The 16,157-nt window shown below is 42.7% G+C and carries 17 protein-coding genes; 2 read left to right on the top strand and 15 right to left on the bottom strand.

The features are described 5' to 3' along the window. Both AC075L_RS05430 and AC075L_RS05425 read right to left on the bottom strand, forming a co-directional pair. Positions 1–820, bottom strand: an 820-nt coding sequence (locus AC075L_RS05430) for an ABC transporter permease (protein ID WP_476387301.1), incomplete at its 3' end; no start/stop codon positions are given. A 36-nt stretch (positions 821–856) separates the two neighbouring features. Beyond that, positions 857–1,324, bottom strand: a complete 468-nt coding sequence (locus tag AC075L_RS05425) for a MarR family winged helix-turn-helix transcriptional regulator (protein ID WP_008705263.1) — start codon at positions 1,322–1,324, stop codon at positions 857–859. A gap of 515 nt (positions 1,325–1,839) precedes the next feature. On the opposite strand from AC075L_RS05425, the gene thrH reads away from it, so the two are divergent. Beyond that, positions 1,840–2,442: a bifunctional phosphoserine phosphatase/homoserine phosphotransferase ThrH gene (gene thrH, locus AC075L_RS05420; protein ID WP_008705265.1), complete on the top strand. Its 603-nt coding sequence runs from the start codon at positions 1,840–1,842 to the stop codon at positions 2,440–2,442. A gap of 128 nt (positions 2,443–2,570) precedes the next feature. Here the strand turns inward: thrH and AC075L_RS05415 are convergent, their stop codons facing one another. After that, positions 2,571–3,074: an NUDIX hydrolase gene (locus AC075L_RS05415; protein WP_008705266.1), complete on the bottom strand. Its 504-nt coding sequence runs from the start codon at positions 3,072–3,074 to the stop codon at positions 2,571–2,573. Positions 3,075–3,494: 420 nt separating this feature from the next. Between AC075L_RS05415 and AC075L_RS05410 the strand changes: the two genes are divergently transcribed. Further along, the gene (locus tag AC075L_RS05410; protein ID WP_008705267.1) at positions 3,495–5,078 is read left to right on the top strand and encodes a glucose-6-phosphate isomerase; all 1,584 of its coding nucleotides are present in this window, start codon (positions 3,495–3,497) and stop codon (positions 5,076–5,078) included. A gap of 132 nt (positions 5,079–5,210) precedes the next feature. Here AC075L_RS05410 and AC075L_RS05405 read toward each other — a convergent pair whose 3' ends face one another. The 12 genes from AC075L_RS05405 to AC075L_RS05350 all read right to left on the bottom strand — a co-directional run bounded on the left by AC075L_RS05405 (position 5,211) and on the right by AC075L_RS05350 (position 16,095). Beyond that, positions 5,211–6,905, bottom strand: a complete 1,695-nt coding sequence (locus AC075L_RS05405) for a two-component system response regulator (RefSeq protein WP_118566384.1) — start codon at positions 6,903–6,905, stop codon at positions 5,211–5,213. A gap of 422 nt (positions 6,906–7,327) precedes the next feature. Next, on the bottom strand, positions 7,328–7,759 hold the full coding sequence (locus tag AC075L_RS05400) for a M67 family metallopeptidase (RefSeq protein WP_022379863.1): 432 nt from the start codon (positions 7,757–7,759) through the stop codon (positions 7,328–7,330). A 36-nt stretch (positions 7,760–7,795) separates the two neighbouring features. After that, positions 7,796–8,632, bottom strand: a complete 837-nt coding sequence (locus AC075L_RS05395) for a HesA/MoeB/ThiF family protein (protein ID WP_008705270.1) — start codon at positions 8,630–8,632, stop codon at positions 7,796–7,798. Beyond that, positions 8,633–8,839: a sulfur carrier protein ThiS gene (gene thiS, locus AC075L_RS05390; RefSeq protein WP_008705271.1), complete on the bottom strand. Its 207-nt coding sequence runs from the start codon at positions 8,837–8,839 to the stop codon at positions 8,633–8,635. Positions 8,840–8,867: 28 nt separating this feature from the next. After that, complete coding sequence (trxA, locus tag AC075L_RS05385; protein WP_008705272.1) at positions 8,868–9,185, bottom strand: thioredoxin; 318 nt, start codon at positions 9,183–9,185, stop codon at positions 8,868–8,870. Then, entirely contained in the window at positions 9,185–9,436 is a 252-nt protein-coding gene (locus AC075L_RS05380; protein ID WP_008705273.1) for a sulfurtransferase TusA family protein, read from the bottom strand. Before AC075L_RS05380 ends, trxA begins: the two co-directional genes overlap by 1 nt. A 12-nt stretch (positions 9,437–9,448) precedes the next feature. Next, entirely contained in the window at positions 9,449–10,318 is an 870-nt protein-coding gene (locus AC075L_RS05375; RefSeq protein ID WP_118339198.1) for a 4Fe-4S binding protein, read from the bottom strand. Positions 10,319–10,431: 113 nt separating this feature from the next. After that, the gene (locus tag AC075L_RS05370; protein WP_118339201.1) at positions 10,432–11,331 is read right to left on the bottom strand and encodes an NAD(P)/FAD-dependent oxidoreductase; all 900 of its coding nucleotides are present in this window, start codon (positions 11,329–11,331) and stop codon (positions 10,432–10,434) included. 243 nt (positions 11,332–11,574) lie between these two features. Beyond that, entirely contained in the window at positions 11,575–11,844 is a 270-nt protein-coding gene (locus AC075L_RS05365) for an FmdB family zinc ribbon protein (RefSeq protein WP_008705279.1), read from the bottom strand. 120 nt (positions 11,845–11,964) lie between these two features. After that, positions 11,965–14,889 (bottom strand): EAL domain-containing protein, encoded by a 2,925-nt coding sequence (locus tag AC075L_RS05360; RefSeq protein WP_118408537.1) that lies wholly within the window; start codon positions 14,887–14,889, stop codon positions 11,965–11,967. 82 nt (positions 14,890–14,971) lie between these two features. Next, positions 14,972–15,223 (bottom strand): hypothetical protein, encoded by a 252-nt coding sequence (locus tag AC075L_RS05355; RefSeq protein WP_330366488.1) that lies wholly within the window; start codon positions 15,221–15,223, stop codon positions 14,972–14,974. A 98-nt stretch (positions 15,224–15,321) separates the two neighbouring features. Then, positions 15,322–16,095, bottom strand: coding sequence for a DUF134 domain-containing protein (locus AC075L_RS05350; protein WP_025579658.1), 774 nt, complete (start codon positions 16,093–16,095; stop codon positions 15,322–15,324). Between the last annotated feature and the right edge of the window lie 62 nt (positions 16,096–16,157).

Here is a 16,157-nt window from a genome sequence, read left to right as displayed (position 1 = left end):
TCAGCTCACCGGTTTCCATGCCACCGAGAACAATACCTCTTCCGCCAATTGCAACAATGATAATGATTACAGTATACATGACAAACATCATAACCGGTGAGTTCCATGCAACGATTTTCTCTGCTTTAGTAAACAGATTATAAACATATCTGGAAATTCCATGGAATTTCTCAATCTCATAGTCCTCTCTTACGAAAGCCTTAACTACACGTGAGGCATTTACATTCTCCTGAACGGAATTGTTCAGGTTGTCATATTCATCAAAGACCTTGATGAAATGCGGATGTGCCTTTTTCGCAATAAAGATCAGTGTACCGCCAAGGACAGGAACAACTATCAGGAAAAGCACTGCGATCGGTTTGTTGATCGTCAGTGTCATAATCCATGACAGGATGATCATAAACGGTGCCCTGGCAAGAAGGCGGATACTCATCATGTATGCCTGCTGTACATTTGTGATATCAGTGGTCAGTCGTGTGACCAGACCTGATGTTGAAAAGTGGTCGATATTTTTAAAGGAAAAATCCTGCACCTTATAAAAAATATCGTGTCGTAAATTCTTCGCATATCCTGCTGCTGCAACTGCCGCCATATTTCCGGCCTGTACGCCGAAGAACAGGGAAAGCATTGCCATTGCAACAAGGATGACTCCACGCTGGATGATATAGCTCATATCTCCGTTTGCAATACCTACGTCGATAATCTTCGCCATCTCCAGAGGAATCAGAACTTCCATCAGTACTTCCAGGATTACAAGGATCGGAGCCAGTACAGACTGCTTCTTGTATTCCCGGACTGAACGTAAAAGTTTCTTATTCATCTTTGTCAATGTCCTCCTTATGTCTCGTTATTTCTGTTAAAAATCATTCCTGCTATCGCAGGATTTTTTCCGGTTTTCATACATCTGCCAGAGAACCTGTTTGCACAGTTCCACATCCTCCTTCGGAATTCCCCGGAGCATTTTGGCTTCGCCTTCTTCAATACTCTTTAAGATTGCAGGACGGATCTTCTCTGCTTTCTCTGTGGGAATGATCTGTTTCAGGCGTGCATCCTGTTTCGCACTCTCTCTGTAAATGTAACCGTTCTTCTCCATCAGCTTCAGGATCCCTGTCACTGTAGGTTTCCTGATCTGGAATTCCTCTTCAATATCTTTCTGATAGAGATCTCTGTGCATGGTTTCCAGAAGGATAAATTTCAGCACATGCTTCTGCATGGTCGTCAGATCGTCATTCTCCATCACCTCTGCCGGATTATGCCGTTTCATTGTATGGGATAAAATATGTATCAGCCTGCCTACATACATCTCATTCAGCTTCTGTTTCATTTCCTCGTCTATCTCGCCGCACCTCCTAAAATCAGTACACATACTATTGCAAAGCCATATAATAGTTAGGTTGCTATCCATTAGTTGCCTAACTATTATATGGCTTTAGTTTTTTTATGTCAATACTCGTTTTTATTTCTCCTTTTGAACTACTCAAAAATTGTTACTGTTCACTCCGTTCTCAGTAACACGCTTCGCGATGCAGGAAATATGAACCTCCTTGTGCAATGCCCAAGGAGTATCGTTTGCTTCGCAAACTTAATTTATGCTAATCGCATAAATTCACACGATATATCTCGGGTTTTCTGTTGCCAAGCATCCGTAAGAAGCTGCCAGTGGCAGGTTCTGTAGGTGACCTTCGCTCACAAAAAACACCTCACGGGATATTACCAGTGAACAGTAACCAAAAATTAAATTTGCAAGGACTCTCAGAATATGTTAGAATGATTTCACTAAATAAAGCATTAAAGGATTTTCAAAAATAAAGAGGTTTTACACAAAGGAGGATTTCTATTATGTATATTACATGTCTTGACGTAGAGGGCGTACTGGTACCTGAAATCTGGATCGCATTTGCAGAAGCAAGCGGAATCCCGGAGCTGAAGAAAACCACACGTGATGAACCGGACTATGATAAGCTGATGAACTGGAGACTTGGTATTCTGAAAGAGCATGGTCTTGGACTGAAAGAGATCCAGGATGTGATCACAAAAATTGATCCGCTTCCAGGCGCAAAGGAATTCCTGGATGAACTTCGTTCTTTCTCTCAGGTAATTCTGATCAGCGATACTTTCACACAGTTTGCAGCACCGCTCATGGAGAAGCTTGGCCGACCTACCTTATTCTGCAACACTCTTGAAGTTGCAGACAACGGTGAGATCACAGGCTTTAAGATGAGAGTGGAACAATCCAAGTTAACTACTGTAAAAGCTTTACAGTCTATCGGATTCGATACCATTGCAAGCGGTGATTCCTACAATGACCTGGGTATGATCCAGGCAAGCAAGGCAGGATTTCTCTTCCGCAGTACAGACAAGATCAAGGCAGATTATCCGGAGATCCCGGCATACGAAGAATATGACGAACTGCTGGCTGCAATCAGAAACGCCATGAAATAATCTTAGAGCGTGTCTGAAAAAGGCTTTCTGCAATTGCCAAAAAAGCCACCATACAGGTCAAATCATTCCTGTATGATGGTTTTTATTTTGTGCTTCCATTACTGTTGTTACTCTGTTATACCCATACATTACATCTCAAACGCCTTTTTTATACTGTCATAATGCAGGAATTTCCCTTCTGCTGCAAAGGCTTTGATCTCATCAACAGTGGCAAACATATATCCGTCTGTTTCCTCTGTCTGCAGGTGCAAGTCACTCTCATCAATATCCATGACAAAACGGTACACATCCACGAAGTAGTTATCTCCCTCACCCGGATTCTCTCTCTTATAAGTAAACAGATATCCGCCTTCCGCATTTCGTACATCCAGTCCTGTTTCTTCTTTTACTTCACGAAGGACAGCCTCGCAGGATTCCTCACCTGCCTGGGCTGCACCCCCTGATACTTCCCACCAGCCGGGAGCCCATGCCTTGGTCATCACACGTTTGGTAATCAGGAATGTACCATCCGGTCTGCCGACGACACCAAGTACGGTCAGGTGATACTCCCCGTCCTTCAGACACCAGTCATTTCTTTTCATTGTGCGTCCTGTCGGTTTCTTATTTTCATCATAAATATCCCAAAATTCCATTTTTAATTATCTCCCTGTAAAATTACTGTCTGCCTGTAACTTTATACATAATATCATTTTGCCGGTCTTATTGCAAATATATACTGATTTTACAGGTGTGCTGTCAGGAAAGCGGGTTACTGTTCACTCCGTTCACAGTAACGTAGCCAAAATTCATTCCAGATTGCCTGCGGCAATGGAATTTGGGCTTGTATGTCTCAGGATTTTGGCATATTCATGCCAAAACACCTCGTGGGACAGTGGTGTGTGAACAGTAACGAAAGCGAGCCAGAGAAATATTCACAAAATTTTCGCACAGCAGTGCCGAAATATCTCTGAATCCCATACATTCATGCATTGAAATTAGAACAATTATTCAGTATAATTATAGTTAATAACTGCGGCCATACAGCTACAGTCACTTAAAGGAGGAATATCATTATGGCAACATGGAAAAATCTCGACACTCTTGCTTCCTACAGCAAACTTGCCGAACTGAAAGGTCATGTAAATATTGCAGATGCCATGGCAGGCGAGAAAGGTGCTGAACGTGTAAAGAAATACAGCACACCGATGGCAGCCGGCTTAACTTACAACTACGCTGCAAAACAGGTTGATGAAACAGTTCTGGATGCACTTGCAAAACTGGCAGATGAGGCTGAGCTTATTGACAAATTCCAGGAATTATACAACGGTGCTGTGATCAACACAGGAGAGAAACGTATGGTTCTTCATCACCTTGCACGTACACAGCTTGGCGAAGACGTAGTAGTTGATGGTGTCAACAAACGTGAATTCTACGTTGCACAGCAGAAGAAAGCCGCAGACTTCGCAAATAAAGTTCACGCAGGTGAGATTACTAACGAAAACGGCGAGAAATTCACAACTGTTGTACAGATCGGTATCGGTGGAAGTGATTTAGGTCCTCGTGCATTATATATTGCTCTTGAGAATTGGGCTAAAGCAAACAACACATCCAAGATGGAAGCTAAATTTATCAGCAACGTAGATCCTGATGACGCAGCTGCTGTTCTTGCTTCCGTAGACCTTGCTCATGCTCTGTTCATCGTTGTATCCAAATCCGGTACAACTCTTGAAACACTGACAAATGAAGCCTTCGTAAAGAATGCTCTGGTTAAAGCAGGATTAAACCCATCCAAACATATGCTTGCCGTAACAAGCGAGACATCACCTCTGGCAAAGAGCGAAGATTATCTTACAGCAATCTTTATGGATGACTATATCGGCGGACGTTACTCTTCTGTTTCCGGTGTAGGCGGTGCGATCCTTTCTCTTGCTTTCGGTCCTGAAGTATTTGCACAGATCCTCGATGGAGCTGCTGCCGAGGACAAGCTTGCTACAAACAAAAATATCCTTGAGAACCCGGATATGCTGGATGCACTGATCGGTGTTTATGAGAGAAACGTACAGGGATATCCTGCTACAGCAGTTCTCCCATACTCTCAGGCATTAAGCCGTTTCCCTGCACACTTACAGCAGTGTGATATGGAATCCAATGGTAAATCCGTAAACCGTTTCGGTGAACCTGTAGACTATGTAACAGGACCTGTTATCTTCGGTGAACCAGGTACAAACGGACAGCATTCCTTCTATCAGTTATTACATCAGGGAACTGACATCGTTCCGCTTCAGTTCATCGGCTTTAAGAAGAGCCAGCTTGGTGTAGACGTAGATATCGAGAACAGCACAAGCCAGCAGAAACTCTGTGCAAACGTTGCTGCTCAGATCGTAGCATTTGCATGCGGTAAAAAAGATGAGAACCTGAACAAGAACTTCAAGGGCGGACGTCCTTCCAGCATCATCACAGGTGAAGAACTTACACCTGCATCTCTGGGTGCATTACTTGCTCACTTCGAGAACAAGATCATGTTCCAGGGATTCGTATGGAACTTAAACAGCTTCGACCAGGAAGGTGTTCAGCTTGGTAAAGTCCTTGCAAAACGTGTTCTTGCACATGACACTGACGGAGCACTGAAAGTATACAGTGACCTGTTAAACATCTGATTTCATCAGAAAGCAAAAGTTATGTTATAGGAACATTACGGAGTAATTTCCTATAACATAACAAAATCATCATACAGAACTCCGATAAATATTATCAGGAAGTTCCTTATGATGATTTTTCTGTTTTCTTTTCTAATTCTCTTCTGACTTCTTAACAAACTCTGCTTTCGGCAATGGTCTGGAATAATAGAATCCTTGAATATTGTCACATTCCATCTCCTTCAGAAGTTCAAGCTGATCTGCAGTCTCCACACCTTCTGCAACCACCTTCATGCCAAGTCCATGTGCCAGGATGATTACCTGCTGCACGACCATTCTTCCCTTCTGCTGGTGAATACAGTCAACCAGACTCTTATCAATCTTCAGTGTATTAAACGGTAATTCACTCAATGTGATCAGTGAAGAATATCCTGAACCAAAATCATCCATGTGCAGTGCAAATCCTGCATTTACCAGTTTCTCTGTAAAATCTCTGATCATAACATTATTCAGAGTAGCTGTTTCCGTCAGTTCAACAGGCACACAGGAAAACGGGATCCCATTCTCCTCTACAATCTTCATATAACGTTCAACAATATCGGAATGATGGATGCTTGTACGCGACAGATTTACAGAAATCGGAATCAGCTCCTGCCCCTTCTTCATCAGTTCACGCTGAAATTCGCAGACATACCGGAATATGTATTCATCCAGCTTCACGATCAGTCCGTCCTTTTCATATAGCGGGATGAAATCTCCGGGCATTACCATGGAACCATCCGGGTTGATCCATCGCACCAGTGATTCCGCTCCTGTGATCCTCTCTGTTTTTACATCATATTTCGGCTGGAAATATGCCACAAATTCTTTATTTTTAATCGCAGATTCAAATCTGTTCTCCAACAAACGGTCCTGCATCTGCTTCTGTTTCATTTTCTCTGTATAATAAGCAATGTTACACTCATAGTTATCGCGGATACTTCTGATCGCCATAAATCCTCTGTCACAGATTACAGAAACAGGTAAAGATTTATCAATATCCTGATAAACTCCATATTTGACCATAAGATTGGGAACAGGTGCATGCTCTGCGATTTCTTCTTCTATCTTTGTCACTGTTTCCAAAGACAGATCACAGTCATCACACGTCATACATACGAACTGATCACTCCCATATCTGGATACCAGACCTGTCTTCAGCATCTTTGTATAAGCTCCTGCCAGATAGCAGAGGATTTCATCTCCTACTTTCTCCCCGTAACTGCTGTTGATCAATTTGAAATCCCTGATGTCAGCAATTACAAGATGAAATCTCTCCCCCGGTCTGGTTTTCAGAAAAGATTTTGCATGATAGAAAAACGCCTGTCTGGTATAAACTCCGGTGAGCTCATCATGTTCTACTGCAGTCAGTGCCATTACGGACTCCCTCAGCTTGATCACACTGTTGATCCTGCCCATTACAAGTTTAAAGTTATAGGGCTTCGGAATAAAATCAACTGCACCAAGATCCAGGCATTGAAGTTCTACATCTTTTGAATTACTTCCGGTCATAACGATAACCGGTATGGTTGACAGAAACTTATCTGTGTTTCTGCGTCTGAGGAATTCAAATCCATCACACACAGGCATACAGATATCCAACAGCACTACTGATAATTCTCTGTAATGCTCGGAAAGAAGTTCCAGTCCTTCTTCCCCGTTTTCTGCGAGAAAAACATCAAATTTCTCTTCCAGAAAAGAAGAGAGGATATCTCTGTTTAATTCATTATCTTCTACGACCAGGACTTTTCTTTTGGACGGTAATTCCCCCGGTTCCAACAGTTTTGCATTGTCAGAATCTTTTCTCATACTTTTTTTATACCCCTCACACACAATTTCCAAAGCAAAGCATCTCCGGATATCCGCACCGGAGATGCTCAAATTATTATAGTAACCGATCTGTTATCTGCAACCGTCCAGCCATTGTGGGAATATACTATACTTAAACGTTACAGGCATACATAATGTCTACATATCTTAACTCTTTGAGTTTACATTATTTTGCATAATCTTTCAAGCCTTATTCTGCAGTTGACATGATTTTGCCACGACTTTATTATGGAAATTTCATGCTATGATGGGCTGGATTAAGATGCATTATTTACGAGGATTACTATACTTTTACAATGTACGGAATTTTTATATGCTGACAGTATAAACAGAGGCAGAAATGTTTCCACAAATAATCCTGCTTCAAACATTTCTGCCTCTGTTATCCTGTCTGTAAATCTTTAAAAATAATATTCTTCTGAATAAATCCTCAGATCCTCTTTTGTCCATTCCCCACCTTCAATATGAAAGCTGTTCAATACCGGATAGTCCGCCATCAGTGACAGGATCAGATAACTTGCCTTTGAATCAAAAGCAAGACGGATATCCTCCACTGACGGACGGGATGGAGAAGACGGATGGGAATGCCAGTTTCCCAGCGGTTTCAATCCATTGGCACGCATATCCCTGATCGCATTTATCTGGTCTCTGGGATCCAGGGTGAAGTGATCTTCTGCATGATCTTTATTCTCCAGAAAATATACCTTTCGGATTTCCCTTCCCTCCCCGGTTTCCACTCCGGCCAAAAGCCCGCAGGCTTCCTCCGGAAGATGCTCTTTTGCATAATTAACGATCTCATCATAGAAATGATCTCTCATTCTTATTATAGCCATACTTCTCTCCTGTTTTGCATCAGGTTTTTCTTGTATTTACTGCTCATCTCTTGTGGCAAATCGGCCTGCTGTTTCCTCACAGACCTCCTGCTCGTAGTCGATCGGTTCCAGGATTGTCGGATGATCTCCGCATACTGCACAGTCATGAGTATCCTTCGGCAGTTTAACCTTATGGAATTCCATTGTCAGCGCATCAAAAGTCAGAAGATATCCTGTCAGAAGATCACCTACACCGATCAGATACTTGATTGCTTCCATTGCCTGTAAGGAACCGATGACACCCCCCATTGCTCCGATGACACCTGCCTGCTTACAGGTAGGAACTGCATCCTTGGGCGGCGGATTCTTGAATACGCAGCGGTAACATGGACCTTCCCCGGGTACATAGGTCATCAGCTGACCTTTAAAACGAATGATACCTGCATGGGAAAATGGTTTTTTCTCCAGTACACATGCATCATTGATCAGAAATTTTGCCGGGAAATTATCAGTTCCGTCAATAATAAAATCATATTCTCGAATCAGTTCGCGGATGTTGGATGCGTCTACGAACATCCGGTAAGTTTTTACTTCCACATCCGGATTCATGGCATTCATGGTTTCCTTTGCTGATTTTACCTTTGCTTTTCCGATATCTGCTGTGCTGTGGATGATCTGTCTCTGCAGATTGGAAAGATCTACCTCGTCCGCATCCACAATACCGATTGTTCCCACACCTGCTGCTGCCAGATACATTGCCGCAGGTGCACCAAGACCGCCTGCACCGATGATCAGTACTTTTCCTTTCAGGAGCTTCTTCTGTCCCTTTGCCCCCACTTCTTTTAAGATGATGTGACGGGAATAACGCTCGATCTGTTCATCTGTCATTGCCATTTAGCATCCACCTCCCATGAAATAAAGAAATTCTACATTGTCTCCCTCTTTTAATACGGTAGACTCTTTATCCTCTGATGCAACAAATTCTTCATTAATAGAAACGGTTACATATTCCGGCATCTCTACATTTTCCTGTGCGATCAGTTCCGGAAGTGTCAGTCCGTCTTTTACTTCTTTTTTCTCTCCTGCTACTGTGATAAACATATTTTTCTCCTTTATGCCTGCTCTCTTTTTAGAGTAATCCTTCAATCCAGCTGTTTAACTCTGCCTGTTTCAATGCTCCTGTTTTCCGGTCTTTCGCCTGTCCGTCTTTAAAAAGGATCAACGTCGGATTTGCCTGCACTTCATACTGCTCTGCCAGCTCCACATCAAAATTCGTATTTACTTTATATACTTTAATCTTATCCTCATAATCGTCTTCCGCATTTCCGAGAACCGGTGCCAGCTTTTTACACGCCACGCAGGAATCTGAATAAAAATCCACCAGAACCGGAAGTTTTTCCTTCAGGACTTTCTCTTCAAAATCCGTCTTGCTTACCCGTACTGCCATCAGTCTTCCACCTTTCTTACATACATGGTGTAAGTACCATCTTCATTATCGGTTAATTTCAGTACTTTATGCCCTTCTTCTTTCATGCTGCGCGGAACATTCTGCACTGGTTCGCCATCGTTCATGCGGACAGCCAGAATCTCTCCATCCTCCAGTTCTTCGATTGCTACTTTTGCCTTCACGAATGTCAGGGGGCATACTTTATCGGTAATATCAACCTCATCGGTTACTTCAAAATCTAATTCAGCCATTATGTTCTCCTTTCACTGTCCTTCATACGCATCTTTCAGCTGACTGCGGAAATCTTCTTCTCCCACACGCTGCAATGTTTTGCGGAAACGTTCACTTGGATTTGCATTTTTTTCAAAGAAATTAATTGCCGCATCTGTCACACGAAACAGTGTTTCTTTATCCGGGATCAGAGGAAGCAGTTCTTCTCCTTTATAGATATTATTTCCGAAGGTTCCTCCAAAAGATACGATATATCCCGGAGTTCCTTTCCATGCATCCACCGGACAGCTCTTTACACAGCGGCCACAATGATTACATTTCTGCGCATCCAGTTCTATTTTGCCGTCCACCATCTTCAGTGCATCCTGTCTGCAGGCTTTCACACACACACCACAGGAAATACAGTCGTCTTCCTTATATTCGATGTTCATGCCGCCTTTGATTCCAACATCGTTTTCTTCTGCTTTCAGGCAGTTATTCTGGCATCCTGTAACACCAAATTTGAATTTATGCGGGAGTTCCCGTCCGAAATATCTCTCATCAAGCTCTTTTGCCAGTGTGTAGGTGTCGATACATCCGCTTGGACAGACCTCTGAACCCTGACAGGCTGTAACTGTACGTACACGTGGTCCGCACACACCGGTTCCCACACCGCCTTTTGACAGTGCTTCTTTTACCTCTGCCAGTTCTTCCACTTTAATAAAGGGAATCTCAATGCCCTGACGGGAAGTCATATGTACATATCCGCGGCCGTATTTTTCTGCTACTTCTGCTACTGTCTTAATATTCTCTGCAGTCAGGTTTCCACCGACCACTGCCAGTCTCAGGGAACCGTAACCTTTCTGTTTCTGTCTCATATATCCGCCTTTTTTTAAGGCTGCATAATCTACTTTCTGTGCCATTTTTATCTCTCCTTTGTGTTTTTAGAGCGTTTTTTCAAATATTTTTTCCAGATCTGCGGCTGTCCGGTATCCTTACAGCCGGTTGAATTATCGTAATACTCTCTCAGTTTCTTCTATTTCAAATATTCTGCCACTGCGGTTGCTGCATTGGCACCATCCGAAACCGCAGTTACCACCTGACGCAGTTTCTTTGTTCTTGCATCTCCTGCCACATACAGCCCTTCCAGAGCGGTTTCTCCTGTCTCCCCTGCTCTGACATAACCTGAATCATCCAGTACTGCAAATTTTTTCAGAAGATCTGTCTGTGGTACTGCTCCGTAAGCAACAAATACACCGTTCACATCTATCACAGCTGCATCTTCCAGAACTACTCCGGTTACTTTCTGCTCTCCGATGATCTCTTTTACCTGATGCTCCAGTACGAAGATAACGTTTTCCTTCTCTCTCAGTTTCGCCACTGTAATAGCGGCTCCTCGGAATTCCTTTCTCCTGTGGATCACATATACTTTCTCTGCCACATCCGCCAGGTAAACAGCATCATCAAGTGCTGTATCTCCACCACCAAGAACTGCGACTGATTTACCTCTGTAAAATGATCCGTCACAGATTGCACAGTAAGAGACACCCTTTCCTGCATATTCCTGTTCTCCCGGAATATTCGCTCTTCGCGGTGTGGCTCCCGCCGCATAGATTACGGTTTTCGCTTCCACCTGCGAACCATCTGCAAATACAAGTTCAAAATCTGATGAAGCTTCTTTCTTTATCTCTGTTACTTCCTGTTCCATGAAGGATACCCCAAGCTTCACTGCATGTTCCCGGAAGTTCTCACCCAGATCATAACCGCTGATGCCCGGAAATCCCGGATAGTTATCTACCTGTCCGCTTTCTGCGATCTGTCCGGTTCCTTCATATTCTTTTTCTATCACTACGGCTGACAGATTAGCCCTCTTTGCATAGATTGCCGCACTCAAACCCGCCGGACCGCTTCCAATGATACCTACATCATATTTCATATCGTCAGTTCCTTTACACCTATTATTCCTATCGAATTAGTATGTTTTATAATAAACATAATAACACCGATAATTTCCTCTGTCAATAAATAAGATTATAAAAATTTTTTAGGATTCGTTATGGACTCAGGTTATAGCAGTCCTTGCCAAATCAACTTGTCGGCGGGCTACGCTGAGGCTTTTAGACCTGTGCAATCGGATTCGCAGACAAGCGAGTGGTATAGTTATTTCGAAAACGATGTACTAGATCCAACTGTAATCTCCGCCGGTCAGAGCAAGGCTCAGAAGTGTGTCCATCTTCTCTACCTCTTCTTCACCCTCAATCTTCTGGATCAGTTCTGCTGTATCCAGCACATCCTCCAGTGACTCGTCCGGACCGATCTCATAGTCGATTTCAGCCTCACAGTCCGGGCATGGAATCCTCTTCATCGTCTGCATAGACAGAAAACGGTTGCCGCATTTTTTACATTCATAATATCCGCACTCTTTCGTGCCGTCTGGTACATAATACATCTTTTAATTTTCTCCTTTTTTTGTTTATATGATTAGTTTTTATATGATTGGTCTTCTGATGACAAAGAGCTGCCGGTTTTGATGATTCCCGGACAGCCCTTTATTCAACCTTCTGTACATCTAATTTTCTGCTTTTTCTTTTTTGAGCAATTCTGTATATTCTGCTTCCCTCATAGGTCTGGCATAGAAATATCCCTGAGCCTTGTTACAGCCGAACCCCTGAAGCATTACCTTCTGCTGTTCGGTCTCCACACCTTCAGCAATGATGGAAAGCTTCATATGATTTCCCATAGTAATGATCATGTGCAGGATTTCTTCTGCTCTTCCATAAGGATCTGCTGCACTTAAGAAACGCATATCCAGTTTGATTTCATCAACAGGAGCTTCCTTCAGCATATTCAGGGAAGAATATCCACTTCCAAAATCATCCATCAGAATACGGAATCCTCCCTGGCGAAGCTTCTCCACAACCGAAAAGATCATTTCCGAGTCAGTGGCATACGCAGTTTCTGTTATCTCCAGTTCCAGATATTTTCTCGGAATCTGATAGCGTTCTGCTATTTCGCAAAGGGTCTGAAACAGGTTCGGATTATAGAACCCAACCCTGGACAGATTTACGGACACAGGATGCAGCGGAATACCCTCATCCATACATTTCTTCAGGAAAATACAGGTCTCTTCATAAATGTAGAGATCTACTTTTGCAATGTATCCGTTTTTCTCCAGTACAGGAATGAAGATTCCCGGAGGAAGCAGTCCCTTTTCCGGATGTTCCCAACGAACCAACGCTTCCGCTCCGATGACACGGTCAGTACACATATCATACTTGGGCTGAAAGAATGCCTTAAACTGCTTTTCCTTAAGGGCATCATCCAGCTCATTAATGATCATCTGCTCCTGGATCAGTTTCTTTCTGTGTGTATCATCATATACAGCAACCTGAATCATATGATTCTTCTTAATGCTATCTGCCGCCAAATGAGCCCGGTCACACATGATTCTTAGACTCTTTGATCTGTCTCGTATCTCATAAATCCCGGCAGAAATCTCTACTGTAGTCTTCAGATAATAATCTCTGATCCGATTACAGAAATGATTTATCTTTGCCTGTATCCTGTCCTCATTATCCAAAGTCAGAATCACAAAATGGTCTGCCTCATATCTGCTGCTGACAATATCTATCCTGCCAAAAATTTTCTCCAGCTCCAGACCGATAAACTTCAGGAACCCGTCACCTGCATCCTCTCCAAACAGATCATTGACAAGCTTAAAATTCTCAATATTGATATAGACAATTCTGGCATCTGCCTCCGAATGCTTCTCCAGAAATTCCCTGCCTCTCTGGTAAAATCCTTCTTTATTAAGAAGCCCGGTCAGTTCATCCGTCTCCATCCTGCAGCGATATGCTTCCTGCGCCGCAGCTTCCACCTGCATCTGTGTCCTGTGTCTGTTATTAACAATCACAAGTATAGTCAATGCCACCAGAAAAATCAGGATACATACGATCTGATATCTGTATTTCTCCATAAATTCCCATATGGAAAAAGATTTCAGCAGATTTATGGAATACTGCCTGATAATATTCTCCTCATCCTGACTGCTCAGGCTTCCGATGCTCTTATTGATTACAGAAACAAGATCGGGATCTGTGTTATCCCCGTATATCATACAGGTCTCTGCTTTGGTAAAAACAATTCCCGACAATGCAAGATCACGATACTTTTCATCCTGCAGATAATAAGATGCCGCGTAACTGTCCATAATGGCCATATCTGCCTTTTTATTTACCACCGCATCCAAAACTGTCCGGGGTGAATCACAGTAAATCGCTTTATATGGGAACTCCCCTTCCGGTCTCAGACTTTTATATTTCTCAAATATACTGTTCATAGAGACGGTCGACGTCTCCAGAGTATTGATATCTTCTCCACGTTCTGCTACTATCTGAAATTCTCTCGTGAAAAATCCACCTGTAAGATGAACTTCAGGTTCATCGATCATTTCCTGACAGGCGGTAATTCCGGCTACAAAATCATACTTTCCACTCTGCGCAGCCTCTATAGGATCGGTATCCGGAGAAAGACTTTCAAACTCAAAAGGTATCCCGCTGATCTCACTGAATTTCTTCAGAAACGCTATATAGATTCCGTCCAGCTTTCCTGTTTCTTTATCTGTATATATCAGTGGCGGCTGATCACCAATGCATCCTATCTTTATGGGTGCGCTGACGCTTTTGACATATTCTGTCTCTTCCCGGGTCAGAAGAGGCTTTGAATTTCTGTTTTTGTCCATAACATACTGTTCTGTAAGATTTTCCGTAAGATCCGGCACTTCTGCTTTAAGCTGCTCAAGAGCATTGTTTACCGCACTCATGACCTCTGTATTTCCCTTTGTTGTCATGATATACATAGGTGCAGCCCCGAATTTATCCACAATCTTAAGTGAATCATGTTTGGATATACTTCCCGTCAAGATCATATCCACTTTCTTCTGCTTAAGAGCCTCTATCTGATCCTGTTCAGATTCATAGTACTTCTCCGGACAGTGAAAATTTTTCTCATCCTGACGCTGTTCAAACTCTTCATTCTGATAGCTGTCTCTCAGCAGACCTACCTTTTTACCATTCATATGCTCATAATCCTGAAAATAAATATCTTCATTATCCTCAGATGTATACAGCACCGCCTGCTCTGTGCCAACAGGCATACAGGAGAAATCATAATTCTTCTCCCTGGCCTCTGTTTTCTGCGCATTGCAGATCAGGTCTACCTTTCCGGATTTCAGATCTGCCAGCTGATTTTCCCATGATTCATTGATATATTCATATCTCCAGCCGGTATACTGAGATATTTTATTCAGATATTCCACTCCATATCCCTTGTATACTCCACTGCTGCTTTTATTAATAAAGTCTGCGTCCTCACGATACGCCACCCGTATTGTCTTTGTTCCGCCGTACGACTGTGCCTGAACCGGAACGATTACTCCCAGAAGCAAGGTAAACAGCAGAACGAACAACATTACATTTCTCTTCTTACCACTCATCTATCGTCCCTCTCTCTTGAGTGATTATAACATAATATTCTCCAAAAAGATATCTTTATAATGCTCGCTCAAACATTTCCCCTTACAGAATCCAGGTGTTACTTTTTAATCCCATTTCCACCACAGACAATCGAATACAAACTAAAAACAAAATTTCCCTGATTGCTTCCGGCGGTAGCTCATATTTCTCTTTTCGCACCAATCCATCAATCGTTGCTCCGAGTCGAATATTTCTCAATACTAAATCTACAGCTTCTTTGATTTGTGTGTAGATTGGTCCTGTAAATTCTCTCTTATCAAGAAATACTGCACGATCTGTTCCTTTAAAATACAATCTGTCTTTCTGTAAAATAACACAAAAAGGATGTGCTGCGGTAACTTCTCCATTGCCTTGACACATCCTTTCGTATTATTATTTTTTTGCTATTCTTCTTAATGACAGCTATGGCTTCCACATCCATGCTCACCACATGTATGTCCTTCCCCGTGGCTGTGCTCGTGATGAGAACACTTCACATCCGGATTATAATCCAGTGTTTTATTAATAAAAGCTTCCACCGCTTTATCTGCATCTCCGGAAACTCCTCCAAACAGCTTAATGCCTGCTGCCGCTAATGCTGTCTGCGCGCCGCCTCCGATTCCGCCACAGATCAAAACATCTGCGTTCAATGCATTAAGAACTCCCGCCAATGCACCATGTCCGCTTCCATTGGTATCTACTACCTCTGAATGTACCACTTTCCCTTCTTCTACATCATAAATCTTAAATGTCTCTGTGTGTCCAAAGTGCTGGAAAATCTGTCCATTTTCATATGTTACTGCTATTCTCATGATACCTTCTCCTTTTTCTGCTGCATATTTTTTGTAAATTTCCTGTTTGTAACAGCCTCCAAAGCTACAGTTGCTGCTCTGACCGTCACAAATTCTGAAATCTCCACCCTCGATTCTAAGTGGATGTCCATCAATGAGTGCATCTGCTATTTTCTTCCTGGCGGTCTCATAAATTCGTTGAACCGTTGTTCTTGCGATCTGCATAGATACTGCACACTGCTCCTGACTGTAACCTTTTTTGTCCAAAAGACGAATTGTCTCATACTCATCTACTGTCAAAACAATGGGTACTTTTTTCTCAGCATTATCTGCCGGAAGGAATTCTAAAACATTCGGAAAATGGCAGACTTTTCTGCATTTTACTGGTCTCGGCATAAACTGCTCCTTTCTTGCTTGTCTTATATAATAGTCCTATAAAGGGCATATGTCAATTATGT

It is taken from the genome of Blautia sp. ZXY-1-B12 (assembly GCF_056339915.1).
Note: the sequence above shows the minus strand (reverse complement) of the source record. Positions and strands in the feature narration are given on the sequence as shown.